We start from the raw sequence: 15,242 nt of genomic DNA, 5'->3' as shown, positions 1-15,242 counted from the left end.
ATTAGCACCCACGAGTCGGCACGTAGCGCAGCCTGGTAGCGCACCGTCATGGGGTGTCGGGGGTCGGAGGTTCAAATCCTCTCGTGCCGACCAAATTATCCCCGGAAAAACCAGCCTGTTATGGCTGGTTTTTTTATGCCCTGAGTGGGTGAATGCGCATCTGTTCACACGCTGACATTTTCACACATTCATTAACATGTTTCCCATGTTAAAATTAAACACCGCCATACAACCGTGAGCACACATTCAGATGGACGCTGAAAAGAGCACTAATTCCGGCTTACCTGATGTTTCAATTATTGTCCCTGCATATAATTCTGCCGAATTTATACATGTTCTTTTAGATTCGCTGGCGAAACAGACTGATAAAAACTTTGAGGTCATCGTTGTTGATGACGGCTCTACGGATAATACTGGTGACGTCGTTAATCATTATAAAGCCGCACAGACATTTCCAGTAACGCTTATCCGGCAACAGAATGCGGGAGTGTCCTCTGCAAGAAATACCGGTATGGACAATGCCTGCGGTGAGTTCTGTATCTTCATAGATAGTGATGATTTTGTTTCTCCCGATTTTATTGAGAAATTATTATCCCGTCAGGAGCAGACGCAGGCTGATATCGTCTATTGTGGCTATCATCATGGCCAGAGAAACGGAACCCATTGTAAACCCGAACATTTTTATGAGGGCAATTTGTTAACCAGACGAATTAGACGGGAGATTATTTTTCACCTCGGAGGCGTATTAATTCGCAGATCGCTACTGGTTAACAGGAACCTGCGATTCAATACCCAATTGGCTCTTGGGGAAGATCTTCTATTTACCTATTCGCTACTCGCAAAGGAGCGCGTTTATAGCGTACCAGAGTACCTCTATCACCAGACTTACAGAAAAGGGTCAGTGATGAATTCGTCGTGGTCTTTATTACGTTACGAACATAACGCATCGGCGATGGAACTCATTCATAACGTTATTGTGAACCTGTGCCCGGTGCAAGAAAAAAAAGACGTATCCAGATTACTTAAACATTCGGCCAATATCGCAAAAATAAAATATATCTGGCAACTCTTAGCGGCGAAAGAATATGAGAAAGCAATGGCCAGGCTTAACCTGAATTATCTGAACTTCTCATCAGAAGAAGTATCTTCGCTTCAGCGCAAAGACAGAAAAAAATATAAAATAATCAACTCTAAAAACAAGTTCCTGTGGGCAACTTATTTTTTCATCCGTAAAAGCAAGCACAATTAAAGAAGGATACTTTACACAAGGAGCATAGCGAGAAGAAGATGGACAAAAATTTCTTAAAGGAATGTCTCAGAGTCGAAGTTATTGGTGGAAAAGATAAAGTTTTTTCATGGCCGCGGGCAATTCGTCATGCGTGGCGACAGCCCCACAGAAGATATTTATTCTGGTTCCGCATTTATTCCTATCTGTACAACAAGCACAGTAACCTGTTGAAAAAAATTGCAAATTCTTTAAATCGCAAATTAATACGAAAATATAATACAGATATATCTTTAAACGCGAAGATTCAACCCGGATTACATATTGCGCACTATAACTCGATAGTCATTACATCGCATTGTAGTATTGGCAAAAATTTTAAAATACGTCAATGTACTACAATAGGAATACAAAATCAGGGAAGAAGAAGCGAAGAGTACAGTATAAATATCGGCGACAATGTATACGTGGGCGCACATGTGTGCATTGTCGCCGATAGCATCCGCATCGGCAATAACGTGATAATTGGCGCCATGTCATTTATTAACAAAGATATACCTGACAACTGCACCTACTATACCAGAAAAGAAGGTGCGATTAGTGCGCACAGCGCCAGCGTAATCGAGAAGTAATTCTCGCATTTCAGCAGCAGGTTTCACTACTTACCCATGCACAAATTGGGGTAAAATTTAGCGTCTTATCGATGCCATGAATCTGGACGATTCGTGCGCTAATAACAATAATGATTCTAATAAAATCTCAGGAGATAACTATGCCTGAAGCAACGCCTTTTCAGGTGCTGGTTGTAGACGATCACCCTCTTATGCGACGTGGAATTCGTCAATTACTGGAGCTGGACCCGGCATTTGACGTGGTGGCCGAAGCGGGCGATGGCGCAACGGCGATTGATCTGGCGAACCGTCTCGACCCCGATTTAATCCTGCTTGATCTGAACATGAAGGGTCTGAGCGGTCTGGACACGTTGAATGCCCTGCGCCGCGATGGCGTGACGGCGCAAATTATTATTCTGACCGTTTCGGATTCCGCGAGCGATGTGTATGCGCTGATTGATGCTGGCGCGGACGGCTATTTACTGAAAGACAGCGATCCGGAAGTGCTGCTGGAGGCGATTCGCAAGGGCGCCAACGGCGGTAAGGTGTTCAGCGAACGGGTGAATGAATACCTGCGCGAGCGGGAACTGTTCGGCGAGCAAGACGATCCGTTCAGTATCCTTACGGAACGCGAGCTGGACGTCCTGCACGAACTGGCACAGGGGCTGTCGAACAAACAGATCGCCTCGGTACTGAATATTTCCGAACAGACGGTTAAAGTGCATATCCGCAATCTGCTGCGCAAACTTAACGTGCGCTCGCGCGTCGCCGCCACCATTCTTTTCCTGCAAACACGCGGGATACAGTGACGAAAACCACGTTGCCGGATGGCGACGCAAATGCGTCTTATCCGGCATACGTATTCTACGAACTCGCTTTACTCTTTCGCTGGCGCCAGGTGCTGCATCGCCTGGGCGATACTGCGCTCGATGACCGCCCGACGGGTGTCGTTAGCGGGTAACAATTTCAGCATCATTTCCCAGGCCGCGACCGCCTCGCCAAAACGCTGCTGCTCAAAGGCGTTAAACGCGTACATGCTTAACACCCGGACGTTGGCGTGATCGCTGCGCACCAGTTGACGCAGTATCTCCCCGCCCTGGCGGTTATCATCGGGATCGGGGGAACGGGTCAGCGCCTCGGCGTAGCCCAGCGCGACATCACTGTTTTTCGGCTCCAGCCGGTAGGCATTGGCATAAGCTTCAGTGGCGGTGCTGGCGTTGCCAATTACCATGCCAATCCGCCCGAGCATAATCCAGCCTTCGACATTTGTCGGATCGTCCTGCAGGCGGGTGCGCAGGCCCAGCGCCAGCCGCATCATCTCTTCTCCGTTCAGCGGCTGAGCGTTCGGATCCAGCGCACGCTGCAGCAGCACCGGCGTCTGCGCCGTCGCCTGCCGCCAGATCTTCACCTGCGCATAGCTTCCGGTCTGATAATAGCTGACGCCGCCAATCGCCAGAGCAACAATGCCTGCCGCCAGATATATGCCGACCCCGGCGCGCTTGTCGCCCTGCACTGGCGCATCCAGCGTATACGTCTCCTGCGTCAGTCGTACCCGACGACGGGTGCGGGCGTAAATCACCCAGCCGCCCACGCATATCGCCGCAGCCGGCAGCAGCCACAGCAGAATGGTCAGCGGCGTCAGCGGCGGATCGTAGGTCACGAAATTGCCGTAGCGCGCCACCATATAATCGATAATCTCCTGCTGGCTTTTGCCTTCCTGCATCAGCTCATACACCTTCTGACGCAAATCGGTGGCGATCATCGAATTGGAGTCCGCAATGCTGTTATTCTGGCACTTCGGGCAGCGCAGCTGTTCGGTAAGCTGGCGGAACTGCTGCTCCTGAGCCTCGTCCTTAAACGGCATCACGTCAATGGTCGCCAGCGCGTTCGCCGAGAGCAGCAGCATCAGCACGCCCATCAGAAATCTCATTGCGCGGCCTCCTTGCTGTATTTTTCCCACAGCGGCCGGATTTCGCTCTCCCACACCTGGGCATTTAAATCACCGGCGTGGCGATATCGAATGATGCCTTTGCCGTCAATCAGAAAGGTTTCCGGCGCGCCGTACACGCCGAGATCCAGTCCCAGCATGCCGTCGCCGTCAAACAGGCTCAGGTCGTAAGGATTCCCCAACTCTTTCAGCCAGACGATGGCCTGTTGCCGATCGTCTTTATAGTTCATACCCACTACGCGAATCCCCTGCGCCGAAAGCTGGTTCAGATACTGATGCTCAGCGCGGCAGGTTGGGCACCAGGTGGCCCAGACGTTGAGCAGCACCGGTTTCCCCTGGGTCAGCACATCCGCTTCGTAGTACTTGCCCGGATTCTCCAGCGACTCAAGGCGAAACGTCGGCACCGGTTTACCAATCAGCGCCGACTCGAGATTGGTCGGCGTATCCCCTTCCGCATTGCGCGCCAGCTGCCACAGCAGCGCTGCGGCAATCAGCAGAAAAATAATCAATGGGATCAAAAGTACGTTGCGCTTCATACAGCCTCCGGCGCGGTGTTCTGCGGTCGTGCGCGCTTGCGATAGCGCGGATCAAACAGGCAGAACAGCCCGCCCAGCGCCATCAGCAGCCCACCCGCCCATATCCAGCGAATAAACGGTTTGTAATACAGGCGTACCGCCCACGCGCCGTTGTCCAGCTCCTCACCCAGCGCCGCATACAGATCGCGGGCGATGCCGCCGTCAATCGCCGCTTCCGTCATCATCGAGCGGGTACTGTTGTAAAAGCGTTTTTCCGCGTGCAGCGTCGCTTCCGCCTTGCCGTCCCGCGTGACGTCGATCATCGCCACCCCGCCGCGGTAGTTCGGACCGGTAATGTCTTTCACATCGCGGAAGGTAAAACGGTACTGATGGATATCGACGCTGTCGCCCACCTTCATCCGCACATCCCGCTCAACGCTATAGTTCTGGCTAAAGGCAATGCCGACGACGGTCACCGCCAGGCCAACGTGACCGAGCACCATCCCCCAGTAGCTCAACGTCATTTTACCGCCGAGGGAGACGCGTCGGACGACCTCAGCGATCGCCAGCACAAAGACCCAGCAGGCCATCGCCAGTCCGACTACCGTCATTGCGACAATTTTGTTTTCAAACAGCCACGGCAGCAGAAGAGAGAGCGCCAGCGTACTGACGAGCGCAACCATCAGCAGACGCCGCAGCTTCCGCGGACGATCCCGCCCCCAGCGCACCAGCGGGCCGATGCCCAGCAGCAGAGCAAACGGCGCCATCAGCCAGGTAAACATGGTATTAAAGAACGGCTCGCCGATGGAAATACTGCCCAGCCCCAGCTGCTTGTGCACCAGCGGCAGCAGCGTTCCTAACAGCACCACCAGCATGGCGGCAATCAGCAGCACGTTGTTACCCAGCAGCAGCGACTCACGCGACCACAGCGCGTTATTGACCCGTGAACGAACCTTATGCCCCCGGGTAGCGAACAGCAGCAGCGAGCCGCCGATCACCAGCACCATAAAGGCCAGGATAAACATCCCGCGCGACGGATCGGAAGCAAACGCGTGCACCGAAACCAGCACTCCCGAGCGCACCAGGAAAGTGCCGAGCAGACAGAGCGAGAAGGCGCAGATGGAGAGCAGCAGCGTCCACGCCTTAAAGCTGGCGCGCTGTTCGGTAACGGCCAGCGAGTGCATCAACGCGGTGCCCACCAGCCACGGCATGAACGAAGCGTTCTCTACCGGGTCCCAGAACCACCAGCCGCCCCAGCCAAGCTCGTAATAAGCCCAGGCAGAACCAAGCACGATCCCCAGCGTCAGAAACACCCACGCCGCCAGCGTCCACGGGCGCGAGAAGCGGGCGAAGGTGCTGTCCAGACGACCGCTCATCAGCGCGGCGATAGCAAAAGCAAAGGCGACCGAAAAACCGACGTAGCCCATATACAGCAGCGGCGGATGGAAGATAAGCCCCGGATCCTGCAACAGCGGATTGAGATCGCGCCCCTCTATTGGGTAATCCGGCAGCGTGCGGGCGAACGGATTCGAGGTGAAGAGAATGAACAGCAGGAAGCCGACGCTGACCATCCCCATCACCGCCAGCACCCGGGCGACGATATCCAGCGGCATCCGCTGAGAAAACAGCGCCACGGCGAACGTCCAGCCGCTCATCAGCAGCACCCACAGCAGCAGCGAACCTTCGTGCGCGCCCCAGGTGGCGGCCACGCGATACCAGACCGGCAGTTCGGTGTTGGAGTTGCTGGCCACGTAGAGCACGGTGAAATCATTCACCACAAAAGCGTTAATCAGCACCATAAAGGCGCCCATCACCAGGATGAACAGCAGCCAGGCAAACGGTCTTGCCGAAGCCATCATCCGCACGTCGCCGCGCCCTACGCCCCATAGCGGCAGGACGGAGAGGAGCACGGCGACGCCCAGCGCCAGACACAGCAGCGCGTTGCCAAATTCAGGCATCATGATGTCTTATCCTTATATACGCTTTCCGGGCGGCGATGATTTTCCTGCATCGCTTTTTCCACCTCCGGCGGCGTGTAGTTCTCATCATGTTTCGCCAGCACCTCTTTCGCCTGAATATGGTTATTTTCGCCGAGCTCTCCCTGCACCACTACCCCCTGCCCTTCGCGGAACAGGTCCGGCAGAATGCCTTCATAGCTGACATCGACCACCCCCTCGGCGTCGTAGATACTGAAATTGATCTTCAGGGAATGCGGATCGCGCTTCACACTGCCGGGCATCACCATACCGCCGACGCGCAGACGTTGTCCCACTTCCGGCATCTCGTGAGTTTCACGCTTACCGTACAGAATCTCGCCCGGCGTATAGAACAGGTCGATATTCGAACGCAGTGCATACAGCACCAGCGTAGTGGTCAGCGCCAGCCCCACCAGGACGCCACAGGCAATCCATAACCGGTTTCTGCGTCGAATATTCACGCTGCCTCCTGTTGCGCCTGCGCCGCGCGCAGACGCGCTTCACGCGCCCGCTGACGGGCGACGCCGCGTAAAATCACCCGCTGCCGGGTAGCGGTATGAATCACTAACACCGCCAACGGTATCACGCTCATCGCCACCGCCAGCCAGACGTAAAAGGCGTAACCGCCCATGGCGAAAAATTCACTCCACGATGTAAAAGCGCTGGTCATTGACGCCCCCTTTTTAAAATCAGCTCGCTCACCCACGGGCGACGTTTTTCCATCATCAGAATCAGGTTACGCATCCGCATCAGCGTCAGCGTGATAAACAGCAGCAGATAGCCGACGATCGCCAGGCGCAGCGGCGCGCGCATCGCCGGATCGATGCTTTGTTGCATCCGGGTCGATCCCTGATGCAGGGTGTTCCACCACTCCACGGAGTAATGGATGATCGGCAGGTTAACCACGCCGATCAGCACCAGAATCCCCGCTGCGCGCCCCGCCATTTTGCGGTCATCAAAGGCATGCCACAAGGCGATGGCGCCAACATAGAGGAACAGCAGCACCAGCTCCGAAGTCAAACGCGCGTCCCATACCCACCAGGTGCCCCACATCGGTTTGCCCCACGCGGAGCCGGTCACTAACGCAATGAAGGTAAACACCGCGCCAATCGGCGCCATCGCGGCGAGGGCGAGGTTAGCCATTTTCATCTGCCAGACGAGACCGATAAACGCCGCCACCGCCATCGAGGCGTAAATTCCCATCGACCAGATCGCCGCCGGAACGTGCAGATAAATAATGCGATAGCTATCCCCCTGCTGATAGTCGGCCGGCGCGAAGCCAAATCCCCAGATCCAGCCGGTCGCCAGTACGACGGCGCTGGCGACGGCCAGCCACGGGACGAACCAGCCGCAGATTTGATACAGCCGTGGCGGGATTGCCAGTTGATGAAGTGTTTTCCACATATGCGTTACCAGATTTATACAAACCAATGAAATTTCGCGGCGCCGGATGGCGGCTTCGCCTTATCCGGCCTACTGCACGCTAATACGTAACGCCGCCGCCGTTGCAAACGGGCTTAACGTCGCGCTGCCTGCCAGCAGCGCGCCCAAAATTGCCATATAGCCGTCAACCGGCAGATGCATCGACGCCGCGTCCATGGCGGCGGTGGCGAATATCAATAACGGGATAGTTAACGGCAGCACCAGCACGCTCAGCAATACGCCGCCGCGCTTCAGTCCGACGGTTAATCCTACGCCCGGCGCGCCGAGAAAGCTCAGCGTCGGCGTCCCCAGCAGCAGCGTCAGCGCCATAATTTTCCAGCCGTAGACGTCCATTCCCAGCAGCAGCGCCACCAGCGGAGAAAGTATCAACAGCGGTAAGCCGGTCACCACCCAGTGGGCCAGCACTTTCGCCAGCACCACGACCGGCAGCGGAACCGGCAGCAGCATCAGTTGCTCCAGGCTGCCGTCCTGTAAGTCGTCACGAAACAGCCGCTCCAGCGCCAGCAGCGAAGCCAGCAGCGCGGCGACCCAGATAATGCCCGGCGCAATACGCGCCAGCAATTGCGGCTCCGGCCCGATGCTCAGCGGAAACAGCGTGATCACAATCAGGAAGAACCACAGCGGGTTGGCGATTTCCGCGCTGTGGCGAAAAGCGACGCGCAGCTCAAGGCGAAAAATACGCCACATCATGGCTCTGTCCTTTCATGTGTAAGGGCTATGCGGCGGATACGCTCCGAAGCGACGTTCAGCGGCTGGTGGGTGGTGAGGATAACAATCCCCCCCTGTCCGGTATGCTGCGCCATTCGCTGCGTCAGACGCTCTACGCCGTTGACGTCGATGGCGGTGAAAGGTTCATCAAGGATCCAGAGCCGGGCATGGGTCAGCCAGAGACGCGCTAAGGCCACGCGACGCTGCTGTCCGGCAGAGAGCTGATTGACGGGGAGATCTTCGTATCCGGCAAGCCCGGCCTGCGCCAGCGCCGCCAGGCACTGCGCGGTGTCGCCATCCTGATGAAAAAAACGCAGGTTCTCCAACGCCGTCAGCCGGGTTTTTATGCCCGGCTGATGTCCAATCCACAACAAATTTTGATGGTAGCTGTCCCGCACGCGATGCAGCGGTTGCCCTTGCCAGCATACCTCCCCGGCGTCAGGGCGGGCGAGCCCCGTCAGCAACCGCAACAGGGTAGTTTTTCCTGCGCCGTTGCTGCCGGTGATTTGTATCCACTCGCCAGGGTTAACCTTAAACGACAAATCGCTGAACAGGACCCGTTCGTCCCGTTCACAGAGAAGCTTTCTGGCTTCAAGCATACTGCCCACTTATTATCATCCCGTCAGAAACCCGGTTTGACGTCGCGCATGTCAGGAAGCTTATGGGCGATCCCTTTATGGCAGTCAATACAGGTTTTCCCGTCTTTCACCGCCTGGTCGTGCATTTTCGCCGCGACGCCTTTCTGGGCGGTTAAATCCATAAACTCAAAGTTGTGGCAGTTACGGCACTCCTGCGAGTTATTGTCTTTCATCCGCCGCCATTCGTTTTGCGCCATGGTCAGACGGTGATCTTCAAATTTCTGCGGGGTATCGATCAGACCAAAGGCTTTAGCATACAGCTCTTTGCTGGCCTTGATCTTACGGATCATTTTCGGTCCCCACTCATGCGGCACGTGACAGTCCGGACAGGTTGCGCGCACGCCGCTGCGGTTGTTGTAGTGTACGGTTTCCATATATTCCTGGTATACCGTGTTACGCATTTCATGACAACTGATGCAGAACTCTTCGGTATTGGCCTTTTCCATCCCGGTGTTGAATCCACCCCAGAAAATAATGCCGCCAACGAACCCGATTAACAACAGCGTACCCAGCGCCAGGCGGCTGGGGCGACGCCACCATTGCCAGAGGCGCTTAATCCGGCCAGGTTTACGGTTAGAATTTTCCATAATCGCCTCTTATTTTCCGTAACCTTTCGACGGTGTAAAGCTATTCCCTACAATTGGCGCGGCATCGGCCTGCGGCACATGGCATTGCAGGCAGAAATAACGACGCGGCGCCACTTCGGCCAGCACTTTGCCGTCGCTGTCCATAAAGTGCGTCGGGCTGATGCGCGGCGCGCCGGTCGCGCGGTAGCTTTCCACGCCGTGACACTGCAGGCAGCGGTTAGTGTTAGTGGTCACCTGATAGCCCTCGACGCTGTGCGGCACCATCGGCGGCTGGTTAACGTAGTTCAGCGGCATACGCTCCTGCTCTTTCGGCATGCGAATAGCCCCTTCCTGCGTCCCCGACACTTCCGGCGACTGGCTAAAATCCACTCCATTTGCCGCCCAAACCGCGCCGCTGACTACCAGGGCAAGCAGGGCCGTCCATTGACACAGCGCTTTCTTCAGGTCATGGCTTTTCATTGTTTCGCTCCCGAACTCCATCGTGTTGTTATTGTAAAAACATCCTCAGAACAGACATCCACGCAGCGACCGCAGGTCATGCAATCGCGGCTGGTGACCTGCACCGGACTTTGCTCATCCAGCACCGGGGCACGTAGCACATGCGGTTCCGGGCAAACATGAAAACAGTCCATACAGCGGTTACATTTCTGTCGGTCAGTCGCCGCAACGGTTAATGCGCCTTTGCTACCCAGCACGCCGTACAGCGCGCCTAAAGGACAGAGATGTCCGCACCAGCCGTGTTCAACGACCAGTAAATCAAATAAAAACAGAGCGATAATCAGCAGTGCGCCGCTTCCGAACCCCATTACCAGACTGCGTCCCAGCAGCGAAACGGGGTTAATCCATTCCCACAGCAGCGTTCCGGTGAGCGCTGACCCTACCAGCACCACAATCAGCAGCACGTACCGTATATGACGCGGCAGCGTCGCGGACTGATTCAGGTCAAACCTTCTGCGTAACCAGGCTGCAAAATCGGTTACCGGATTCAGCGGGCAGACCCAACTGCAAAACAATCGCTTTCCTGCCAGTGCGTACAGCGCGGCAATAATGACCGCCCCGGTCAGCGCCAGCGCGGCGGGTAGATGACCGCTCGCCAGGCTTTGCAGGGTAATCAGCGGATCGGTCAACGGAACGGTGTCCAGCAGCAGACTGCCGGAGTAGTTCCCGTGCAGGATCCATACCCCCAGCCAGGGACCGCTGAGGAACATCGCCAGCACCAGCAGCTGACTGATACGACGAAGCGCCAGCCAACGGTGGCTGCGCCACCAGCCTTTTTTCGCCAGCGCCTCGCGTCCGGCGTCACGTTTACGATTTGCCATTGCTCCCCTCCAGCCAGCCGAAGCGGTAATGGTGGCCCAGTTCCCCTTTCGCCAGCGACAGCGGCAGCACTTTGATGGCGGGCTGTTCCAGCACGCACACCTTTTCGCATTTGCCGCAGCCGGTGCAGGCGTCGCTGTGGACGGTGGGCAGGAATCGCGCATGTTTACCGGTCCGCATATTGCGATCCAGCTCCAGCGTGATGGCCTCGTCGATTTTCGGGCATTCGCGATAGCAAACGTCGCAGCGTAGCCCCTGAAAATTCAGGCAGTTCTCCTGATCCAGCAGCACCGCCAGCCCCATCCGCGAGTCATCGATGGATGCGATATCTTTATCCAGCGCACCGCTGGGACAAACTCTGGCGCACGGAATGTCTTCACACATTTCGCACGGGATGTCGCGGGCGACAAAATAGGGCGTGCCTGCCGACAAACCGGACGCCAGCGTCGCCAGCTTTAAGGTGTCGTACGGACACGCCTGAACGCACTGCCCGCAGCGCACGCAGGCGCTGGCAAACGCGTTCTCGCTCAGCGCGCCGGGGGGACGCAGCCGCACGCCGGTCGCGCGCGCGGTTTGCTGTTGTAGCCCCAGCGCCACGCCAACGGCAGCCAGTCCGCCAGCTGTGCGAACGACGTCGCGCAGAAAGCGGCGGCGGCCATTTTGCGATTTCGCAGACCGGGACATGATGGCTTACACCTTCGCCAGCTTCACGGCGCACTTCTTGAAATCCGTCTCTTTAGAGAGCGGATCCGTCGCATCCAGCGTCAGGTTATTCACCAGCTGCGCGGCGTCGAAGAACGGCATGTATACCAGCCCCCGCGGCGGACGGTTACGTCCACGGGTTTCGACAATCGAAATCACCTCGCCGCGGCGGGAGACCACTTTTACCTTGTCGCCACGACGCAGATCGCGCTCCTTTGCATCCAGCGGATGGATAAACAGCACCGCCTCCGGGAACGCGCGGTGCAGCTCCGGCACGCGGCGGGTCATACTGCCGGTATGCCAGTGCTCCAGTACGCGACCGGTGGAAAGCCACAGGTCGTACTCTTTGTCCGGCGACTCGGCGGCCGGTTCATACGGCAGCGCGAAGATCACCGCTTTGCCGTCCGGCTTACCGTAGAATTTGTAGCCCTCGCCCGCCTTCACGTACGGGTCGTGACCTTCGCTGTAGCGCCACTGCGTCTCTTTACCGTTCACCACCGGCCAGCGCAGGCCACGCGCCTTGTGGTAATCGTCGAACGGCGCGAGATCGTGGCCGTGGCCGCGACCAAACCAGGCGTACTCCTCAAACAGTCCTTTTTGCAGATAGAAGCCCAGCTCGCGGGATTCATCGTTAAGTTGGTCCTCTTTCAGCTCCGTAAGCGGGAACTTCGTCACCGCTGGCGTGGCAAACAGCACGTCGTACAGCGTTTTGCCGCGCAGTTCCGGTTTCTGCACCAGCAGTTCTTCCGGCCAGACCTCTTCGGTTTTGAAACGACGCGAGAACTGCACCAGCTGCCACAGGTCGGATTTCGCTTCGCCCGGCGCCTTAATCTGCTGACGCCAGAACTGGGTGCGACGTTCGGCGTTGCCGTAGGCCCCCTCTTTTTCCACCCACATCGCCGTCGGCAGGATCAGGTCGGCAGCCAGCGCGCTGACGGTCGGATACGGATCGGAGACGATGATAAAGTTGCGCGGATCGCGCCAGCCCGGTAAACGCTCTTCGTTAATATTCGGACCGGCCTGCATGTTGTTCGTACACATCGTCCAGTAGACGTTGAGCTTGCCGTCCTTCAGCGCGCGATCCTGCGCTACCGCATGGAGACCAACCTTCGCCGGAATGGTGCCCGCCGGGATATTCCAGTGTTTCTCGCAGATATCGCGGTGTTTTTCGTTGGTGACCACCATGTCCGCCGGCAGACGGTGGGAGAAGGTGCCCACTTCGCGCGCGGTGCCGCAGGCGGAAGGCTGGCCGGTCAGGGAGAACGGTCCGCAGCCCGGCTGGGCGATTTTGCCGGTCAGCAGGTGGATGTTGTAGACCAGGTTATTGGCCCACACGCCGCGGGTATGCTGGTTGAAGCCCATCGTCCAGTAAGAGATCACTTTCTTGTTCGGATCGGCATACAGCTGCGCCAGTTTCTCCAGCTGATCTTTCGGCACGCCCGTCATTTCCGCCGTTTTATCCAGCGTGTATTCAGCGACGAACGCTTTGTAATCGTCAAAGCTCATCGGCTCGGAGGCGTCGGAACCCGGATTCTTCGCTGCTTTTTCCAGCGGGTGCGTCGGACGCAGGCCATAGCCGATATCGGTGGCCCCTTTGCGCACGTTGACGTGCTTGCTGAAGAAGTCCTGATTAATCGCGTTATTTTGAATGATATAGTTGGCGATATAGTTGAGGATCACCAGGTCAGTTTGCGGGGTAAAGACCATGCCGTTGTCCGCCAGCTCAAAGCTACGATGCTGGAAGGTGGAAAGCACGGCGACGGTGACATTCGGATCGGAGAGACGACGGTTAGTGATGCGCGACCAGAGGATCGGGTGCATCTCCGCCATGTTAGCGCCCCATAGCACAAACGCATCGGTATGTTCGATGTCGTCGTAGCAGCCCATCGGTTCATCCATGCCGAAAGTGCGCATGAAACCAACCACCGCAGACGCCATACAGTGACGGGCGTTCGGATCGATGTTGTTAGAGCGGAAACCGGCTTTAAACAGTTTCGCCGCGGCGTAACCTTCCCAGACGGTCCATTGACCGGAACCAAACATGCCGATGGCCTCTGGTCCCTTCTCTTTCAGCGAGGCTTTGAATTTTTCTTCCATCACGTCGAAGGCCTGATCCCAGCCGATCGGCGTAAATTCGCCGTCTTTGCTGTATTTACCATCCTTCATACGCAGCAGTGGCTGCGTTAAACGATCCTCACCGTACATGATTTTGGGCAGAAAATAGCCCTTGATGCAGTTCAGGCCGCGGTTAACCGGGGCATCCGGATCGCCCTGGCAGGCGACGATACGCCCCTGCTGGGTTCCCACCAGCACGCCACAGCCCGTACCGCAAAAACGGCACGGGGCCTTATCCCACTTGATGGCTTCCTGCTGCCCCACGACCGCGCGGGCCACACCCGGCACGCTTAGTCCGGCAGCCGCCGCAGCGGCCGCAACGGCGTTAGCTTTCATAAAGCTACGACGACTGAGTTTCATGGCGTTTCCTCACCTTGCTCATCCTGCTGGTGATAAACCAGCGACACCGCCAGCACGCCCGCAACGTTGCGTACCGACTCAATTGTTTGCATCAGCGTTTCGCTGTGTTCTGCTTCCGCCACCACAATCAACTGACCGCTCTCCCTGTCGCTTACCGCGACCTCGCAGCCGGGAAAGGCGTTCAATTGCGTGCCGATGGCCTGTAAATCTTCACCTTTGGCCTGAACGATCAGGCTGCAAACCTGCCAGTTAGTGGGCATGGTTGTACTCCGCGGTAATGGCCGTTACCGGACAGCTGGCGGCACAGGCGCCGCATCCGTTACAGGCCTGATTGTCGAGCTGCGGTTGATAGATGCCGGAAAGCGTCGGGCGAAAGGTAATCGCCTGCGGTTCGCAGCTATCCTGACAGCGGCGGCACTCTACCGAACGGTACGCCAGACACGCTTCCCCGAGAGTGAATATCAGATCCCATGCCCTGGTGTGGCGCAAAGAGAACAGAGATTCGGGGCAAGCCTGCGCGCACGCGTAGCAGAAGCTGCATTCGTTATGCTGGAAGTTAACGCTCGGATAACCGCCCGCGCCGCGCTGCAATATGGCGTTTTCACACGCTTTGATACAGGCATCGCAACGGGTGCAATGAGACAGAAAATAAGATTCATCCATGCTCCACGGTGGACGTATCCCGCCGTTGGCTTTGCGCCAGCTACCGGTCAGTATGCCTCTGCGGGAGAGATCAACCATGGCATCGCCCTTCCATAAACGACGCTCCCCCTGGCGGGGTGAACGACAATAAAAACCGCATTACTACTAAAAGCCTGTTCCATCAGGCGTCACTGGCGCAGGCAGTCTTAACACTGCCTCAGGTGCAAAATAGCCCTGATGGATAAGCTTTAAGTCATTATTATGACGAGTAAGATATTAAAGGATATGTCAGAGGTGCATACCCCAATTGGGGTAAAACAGGTGGTCGGATCAAAAGAGAGTGAAAGAAGCGGTTAAGAATGTGCTTATACTCACATTTCAAAGGGTTATGTGAAGTTTTATATATCGAATTATCTTAACAGAATCTACAACTATTCATAAATAAAATACCAGCA

18 protein-coding genes and 1 tRNA gene are annotated in these 15,242 nt (G+C 56.5%); 4 read left to right on the top strand and 15 right to left on the bottom strand.

Features of this window, described 5'->3' with window-relative positions; all coding sequences use genetic code 11:
- Window positions 1–16: 16 nt before the first annotated feature.
- The 4 genes from K7R23_RS14860 (at window position 17) to narP (ending at window position 2,645) form a co-directional block, all read left to right on the top strand.
- Window positions 17–93 (top strand) — tRNA-Pro (locus K7R23_RS14860).
- 157 nt (window positions 94–250) lie between these two features.
- Window positions 251–1,249 (top strand): glycosyltransferase family 2 protein, encoded by a 999-nt coding sequence (locus tag K7R23_RS14855; RefSeq protein WP_012906518.1) that lies wholly within the window; start codon window positions 251–253, stop codon window positions 1,247–1,249.
- A gap of 38 nt (window positions 1,250–1,287) precedes the next feature.
- Window positions 1,288–1,857, top strand: a complete 570-nt coding sequence (locus tag K7R23_RS14850) for a serine acetyltransferase (RefSeq protein ID WP_012906519.1) — start codon at window positions 1,288–1,290, stop codon at window positions 1,855–1,857.
- A gap of 140 nt (window positions 1,858–1,997) precedes the next feature.
- Window positions 1,998–2,645, top strand: coding sequence for a nitrate/nitrite response regulator protein NarP (gene narP / locus K7R23_RS14845; RefSeq protein ID WP_012906520.1), 648 nt, complete (start codon window positions 1,998–2,000; stop codon window positions 2,643–2,645).
- Between the two features lie 68 nt (window positions 2,646–2,713).
- Here the strand turns inward: narP and K7R23_RS14840 are convergent, their stop codons facing one another.
- The 15 genes from K7R23_RS14840 to napF all read right to left on the bottom strand — a co-directional run bounded on the left by K7R23_RS14840 (window position 2,714) and on the right by napF (window position 14,886).
- Entirely contained in the window at window positions 2,714–3,766 is a 1,053-nt protein-coding gene (locus K7R23_RS14840; RefSeq protein ID WP_012906521.1) for a cytochrome c-type biogenesis protein CcmH, read from the bottom strand.
- Entirely contained in the window at window positions 3,763–4,320 is a 558-nt protein-coding gene (gene dsbE, locus K7R23_RS14835; RefSeq protein WP_012906522.1) for a thiol:disulfide interchange protein DsbE, read from the bottom strand. The genes K7R23_RS14840 and dsbE overlap by 4 nt, the downstream gene beginning before the upstream one ends.
- Window positions 4,317–6,260, bottom strand: a complete 1,944-nt coding sequence (locus K7R23_RS14830; protein ID WP_012906523.1) for a heme lyase CcmF/NrfE family subunit — start codon at window positions 6,258–6,260, stop codon at window positions 4,317–4,319. The genes dsbE and K7R23_RS14830 overlap by 4 nt, the downstream gene beginning before the upstream one ends.
- Window positions 6,257–6,736: a cytochrome c maturation protein CcmE gene (gene ccmE / locus K7R23_RS14825; protein ID WP_012906524.1), complete on the bottom strand. Its 480-nt coding sequence runs from the start codon at window positions 6,734–6,736 to the stop codon at window positions 6,257–6,259. The genes K7R23_RS14830 and ccmE overlap by 4 nt, the downstream gene beginning before the upstream one ends.
- Window positions 6,733–6,945, bottom strand: coding sequence for a heme exporter protein CcmD (gene ccmD / locus K7R23_RS14820; protein WP_012906525.1), 213 nt, complete (start codon window positions 6,943–6,945; stop codon window positions 6,733–6,735). Before ccmD ends, ccmE begins: the two co-directional genes overlap by 4 nt.
- Complete coding sequence (locus K7R23_RS14815; RefSeq protein ID WP_012906526.1) at window positions 6,942–7,679, bottom strand: heme ABC transporter permease; 738 nt, start codon at window positions 7,677–7,679, stop codon at window positions 6,942–6,944. The genes ccmD and K7R23_RS14815 overlap by 4 nt, the downstream gene beginning before the upstream one ends.
- A gap of 69 nt (window positions 7,680–7,748) precedes the next feature.
- On the bottom strand, window positions 7,749–8,408 hold the full coding sequence (ccmB, locus tag K7R23_RS14810) for a heme exporter protein CcmB (RefSeq protein ID WP_012906527.1): 660 nt from the start codon (window positions 8,406–8,408) through the stop codon (window positions 7,749–7,751).
- Window positions 8,405–9,025 (bottom strand): cytochrome c biogenesis heme-transporting ATPase CcmA, encoded by a 621-nt coding sequence (ccmA, locus tag K7R23_RS14805; RefSeq protein WP_012906528.1) that lies wholly within the window; start codon window positions 9,023–9,025, stop codon window positions 8,405–8,407. Before ccmA ends, ccmB begins: the two co-directional genes overlap by 4 nt.
- Window positions 9,026–9,048: 23 nt before the next feature.
- Window positions 9,049–9,651 (bottom strand): cytochrome c-type protein NapC, encoded by a 603-nt coding sequence (gene napC / locus K7R23_RS14800; RefSeq protein ID WP_012906529.1) that lies wholly within the window; start codon window positions 9,649–9,651, stop codon window positions 9,049–9,051.
- Between the two features lie 9 nt (window positions 9,652–9,660).
- The gene (napB, locus tag K7R23_RS14795; RefSeq protein ID WP_012906530.1) at window positions 9,661–10,110 is read right to left on the bottom strand and encodes a nitrate reductase cytochrome c-type subunit; all 450 of its coding nucleotides are present in this window, start codon (window positions 10,108–10,110) and stop codon (window positions 9,661–9,663) included.
- On the bottom strand, window positions 10,107–10,970 hold the full coding sequence (gene napH, locus K7R23_RS14790; protein WP_012906531.1) for a quinol dehydrogenase ferredoxin subunit NapH: 864 nt from the start codon (window positions 10,968–10,970) through the stop codon (window positions 10,107–10,109). The genes napB and napH overlap by 4 nt, the downstream gene beginning before the upstream one ends.
- The gene (gene napG, locus K7R23_RS14785) at window positions 10,957–11,652 is read right to left on the bottom strand and encodes a ferredoxin-type protein NapG (protein ID WP_012906532.1); all 696 of its coding nucleotides are present in this window, start codon (window positions 11,650–11,652) and stop codon (window positions 10,957–10,959) included. Before napG ends, napH begins: the two co-directional genes overlap by 14 nt.
- A 6-nt stretch (window positions 11,653–11,658) precedes the next feature.
- Window positions 11,659–14,145 (bottom strand): nitrate reductase catalytic subunit NapA, encoded by a 2,487-nt coding sequence (gene napA, locus K7R23_RS14780; protein WP_012906533.1) that lies wholly within the window; start codon window positions 14,143–14,145, stop codon window positions 11,659–11,661.
- Window positions 14,142–14,405: a chaperone NapD gene (gene napD, locus K7R23_RS14775; RefSeq protein ID WP_012906534.1), complete on the bottom strand. Its 264-nt coding sequence runs from the start codon at window positions 14,403–14,405 to the stop codon at window positions 14,142–14,144. Before napD ends, napA begins: the two co-directional genes overlap by 4 nt.
- The gene (gene napF, locus K7R23_RS14770; RefSeq protein ID WP_012906535.1) at window positions 14,395–14,886 is read right to left on the bottom strand and encodes a ferredoxin-type protein NapF; all 492 of its coding nucleotides are present in this window, start codon (window positions 14,884–14,886) and stop codon (window positions 14,395–14,397) included. Before napF ends, napD begins: the two co-directional genes overlap by 11 nt.
- Window positions 14,887–15,242 lie beyond the last annotated feature (356 nt).

Origin of the sequence: Citrobacter rodentium NBRC 105723 = DSM 16636 (assembly GCF_021278985.1) — a bacterium.
Taxonomy (GTDB): domain Bacteria; phylum Pseudomonadota; class Gammaproteobacteria; order Enterobacterales; family Enterobacteriaceae; genus Citrobacter_A; species Citrobacter_A rodentium.
The sequence above is the reverse complement of the archived record's forward strand: the minus strand, read 5'-3'. Positions and strand labels throughout refer to the sequence as shown.

What these genes read in the sequence shown, in the direction of transcription:
- K7R23_RS14855 (WP_012906518.1), top strand. Translation starts at nt 251, where the DNA reads ATGGACGCTGAAAAGAGCACTAATTCCGGCTTACCTGATGTTTCAATT.
- K7R23_RS14850 (WP_012906519.1), top strand. Translation starts at nt 1,288, where the DNA reads ATGGACAAAAATTTCTTAAAGGAATGTCTCAGAGTCGAAGTTATTGGT.
- narP (WP_012906520.1), top strand. Translation starts at nt 1,998, where the DNA reads ATGCCTGAAGCAACGCCTTTTCAGGTGCTGGTTGTAGACGATCACCCT.
- K7R23_RS14840 (WP_012906521.1), bottom strand. Translation starts at nt 3,766, where the DNA reads ATGAGATTTCTGATGGGCGTGCTGATGCTGCTGCTCTCGGCGAACGCG.
- dsbE (WP_012906522.1), bottom strand. Translation starts at nt 4,320, where the DNA reads ATGAAGCGCAACGTACTTTTGATCCCATTGATTATTTTTCTGCTGATT.
- K7R23_RS14830 (WP_012906523.1), bottom strand. Translation starts at nt 6,260, where the DNA reads ATGATGCCTGAATTTGGCAACGCGCTGCTGTGTCTGGCGCTGGGCGTC.
- ccmD (WP_012906525.1), bottom strand. Translation starts at nt 6,945, where the DNA reads ATGACCAGCGCTTTTACATCGTGGAGTGAATTTTTCGCCATGGGCGGT.
- K7R23_RS14815 (WP_012906526.1), bottom strand. Translation starts at nt 7,679, where the DNA reads ATGTGGAAAACACTTCATCAACTGGCAATCCCGCCACGGCTGTATCAA.
- ccmB (WP_012906527.1), bottom strand. Translation starts at nt 8,408, where the DNA reads ATGATGTGGCGTATTTTTCGCCTTGAGCTGCGCGTCGCTTTTCGCCAC.
- ccmA (WP_012906528.1), bottom strand. Translation starts at nt 9,025, where the DNA reads ATGCTTGAAGCCAGAAAGCTTCTCTGTGAACGGGACGAACGGGTCCTG.
- napC (WP_012906529.1), bottom strand. Translation starts at nt 9,651, where the DNA reads ATGGAAAATTCTAACCGTAAACCTGGCCGGATTAAGCGCCTCTGGCAA.
- napB (WP_012906530.1), bottom strand. Translation starts at nt 10,110, where the DNA reads ATGAAAAGCCATGACCTGAAGAAAGCGCTGTGTCAATGGACGGCCCTG.
- napH (WP_012906531.1), bottom strand. Translation starts at nt 10,970, where the DNA reads ATGGCAAATCGTAAACGTGACGCCGGACGCGAGGCGCTGGCGAAAAAA.
- napG (WP_012906532.1), bottom strand. Translation starts at nt 11,652, where the DNA reads ATGTCCCGGTCTGCGAAATCGCAAAATGGCCGCCGCCGCTTTCTGCGC.
- napA (WP_012906533.1), bottom strand. Translation starts at nt 14,145, where the DNA reads ATGAAACTCAGTCGTCGTAGCTTTATGAAAGCTAACGCCGTTGCGGCC.
- napD (WP_012906534.1), bottom strand. Translation starts at nt 14,405, where the DNA reads ATGCCCACTAACTGGCAGGTTTGCAGCCTGATCGTTCAGGCCAAAGGT.
- napF (WP_012906535.1), bottom strand. Translation starts at nt 14,886, where the DNA reads ATGGTTGATCTCTCCCGCAGAGGCATACTGACCGGTAGCTGGCGCAAA.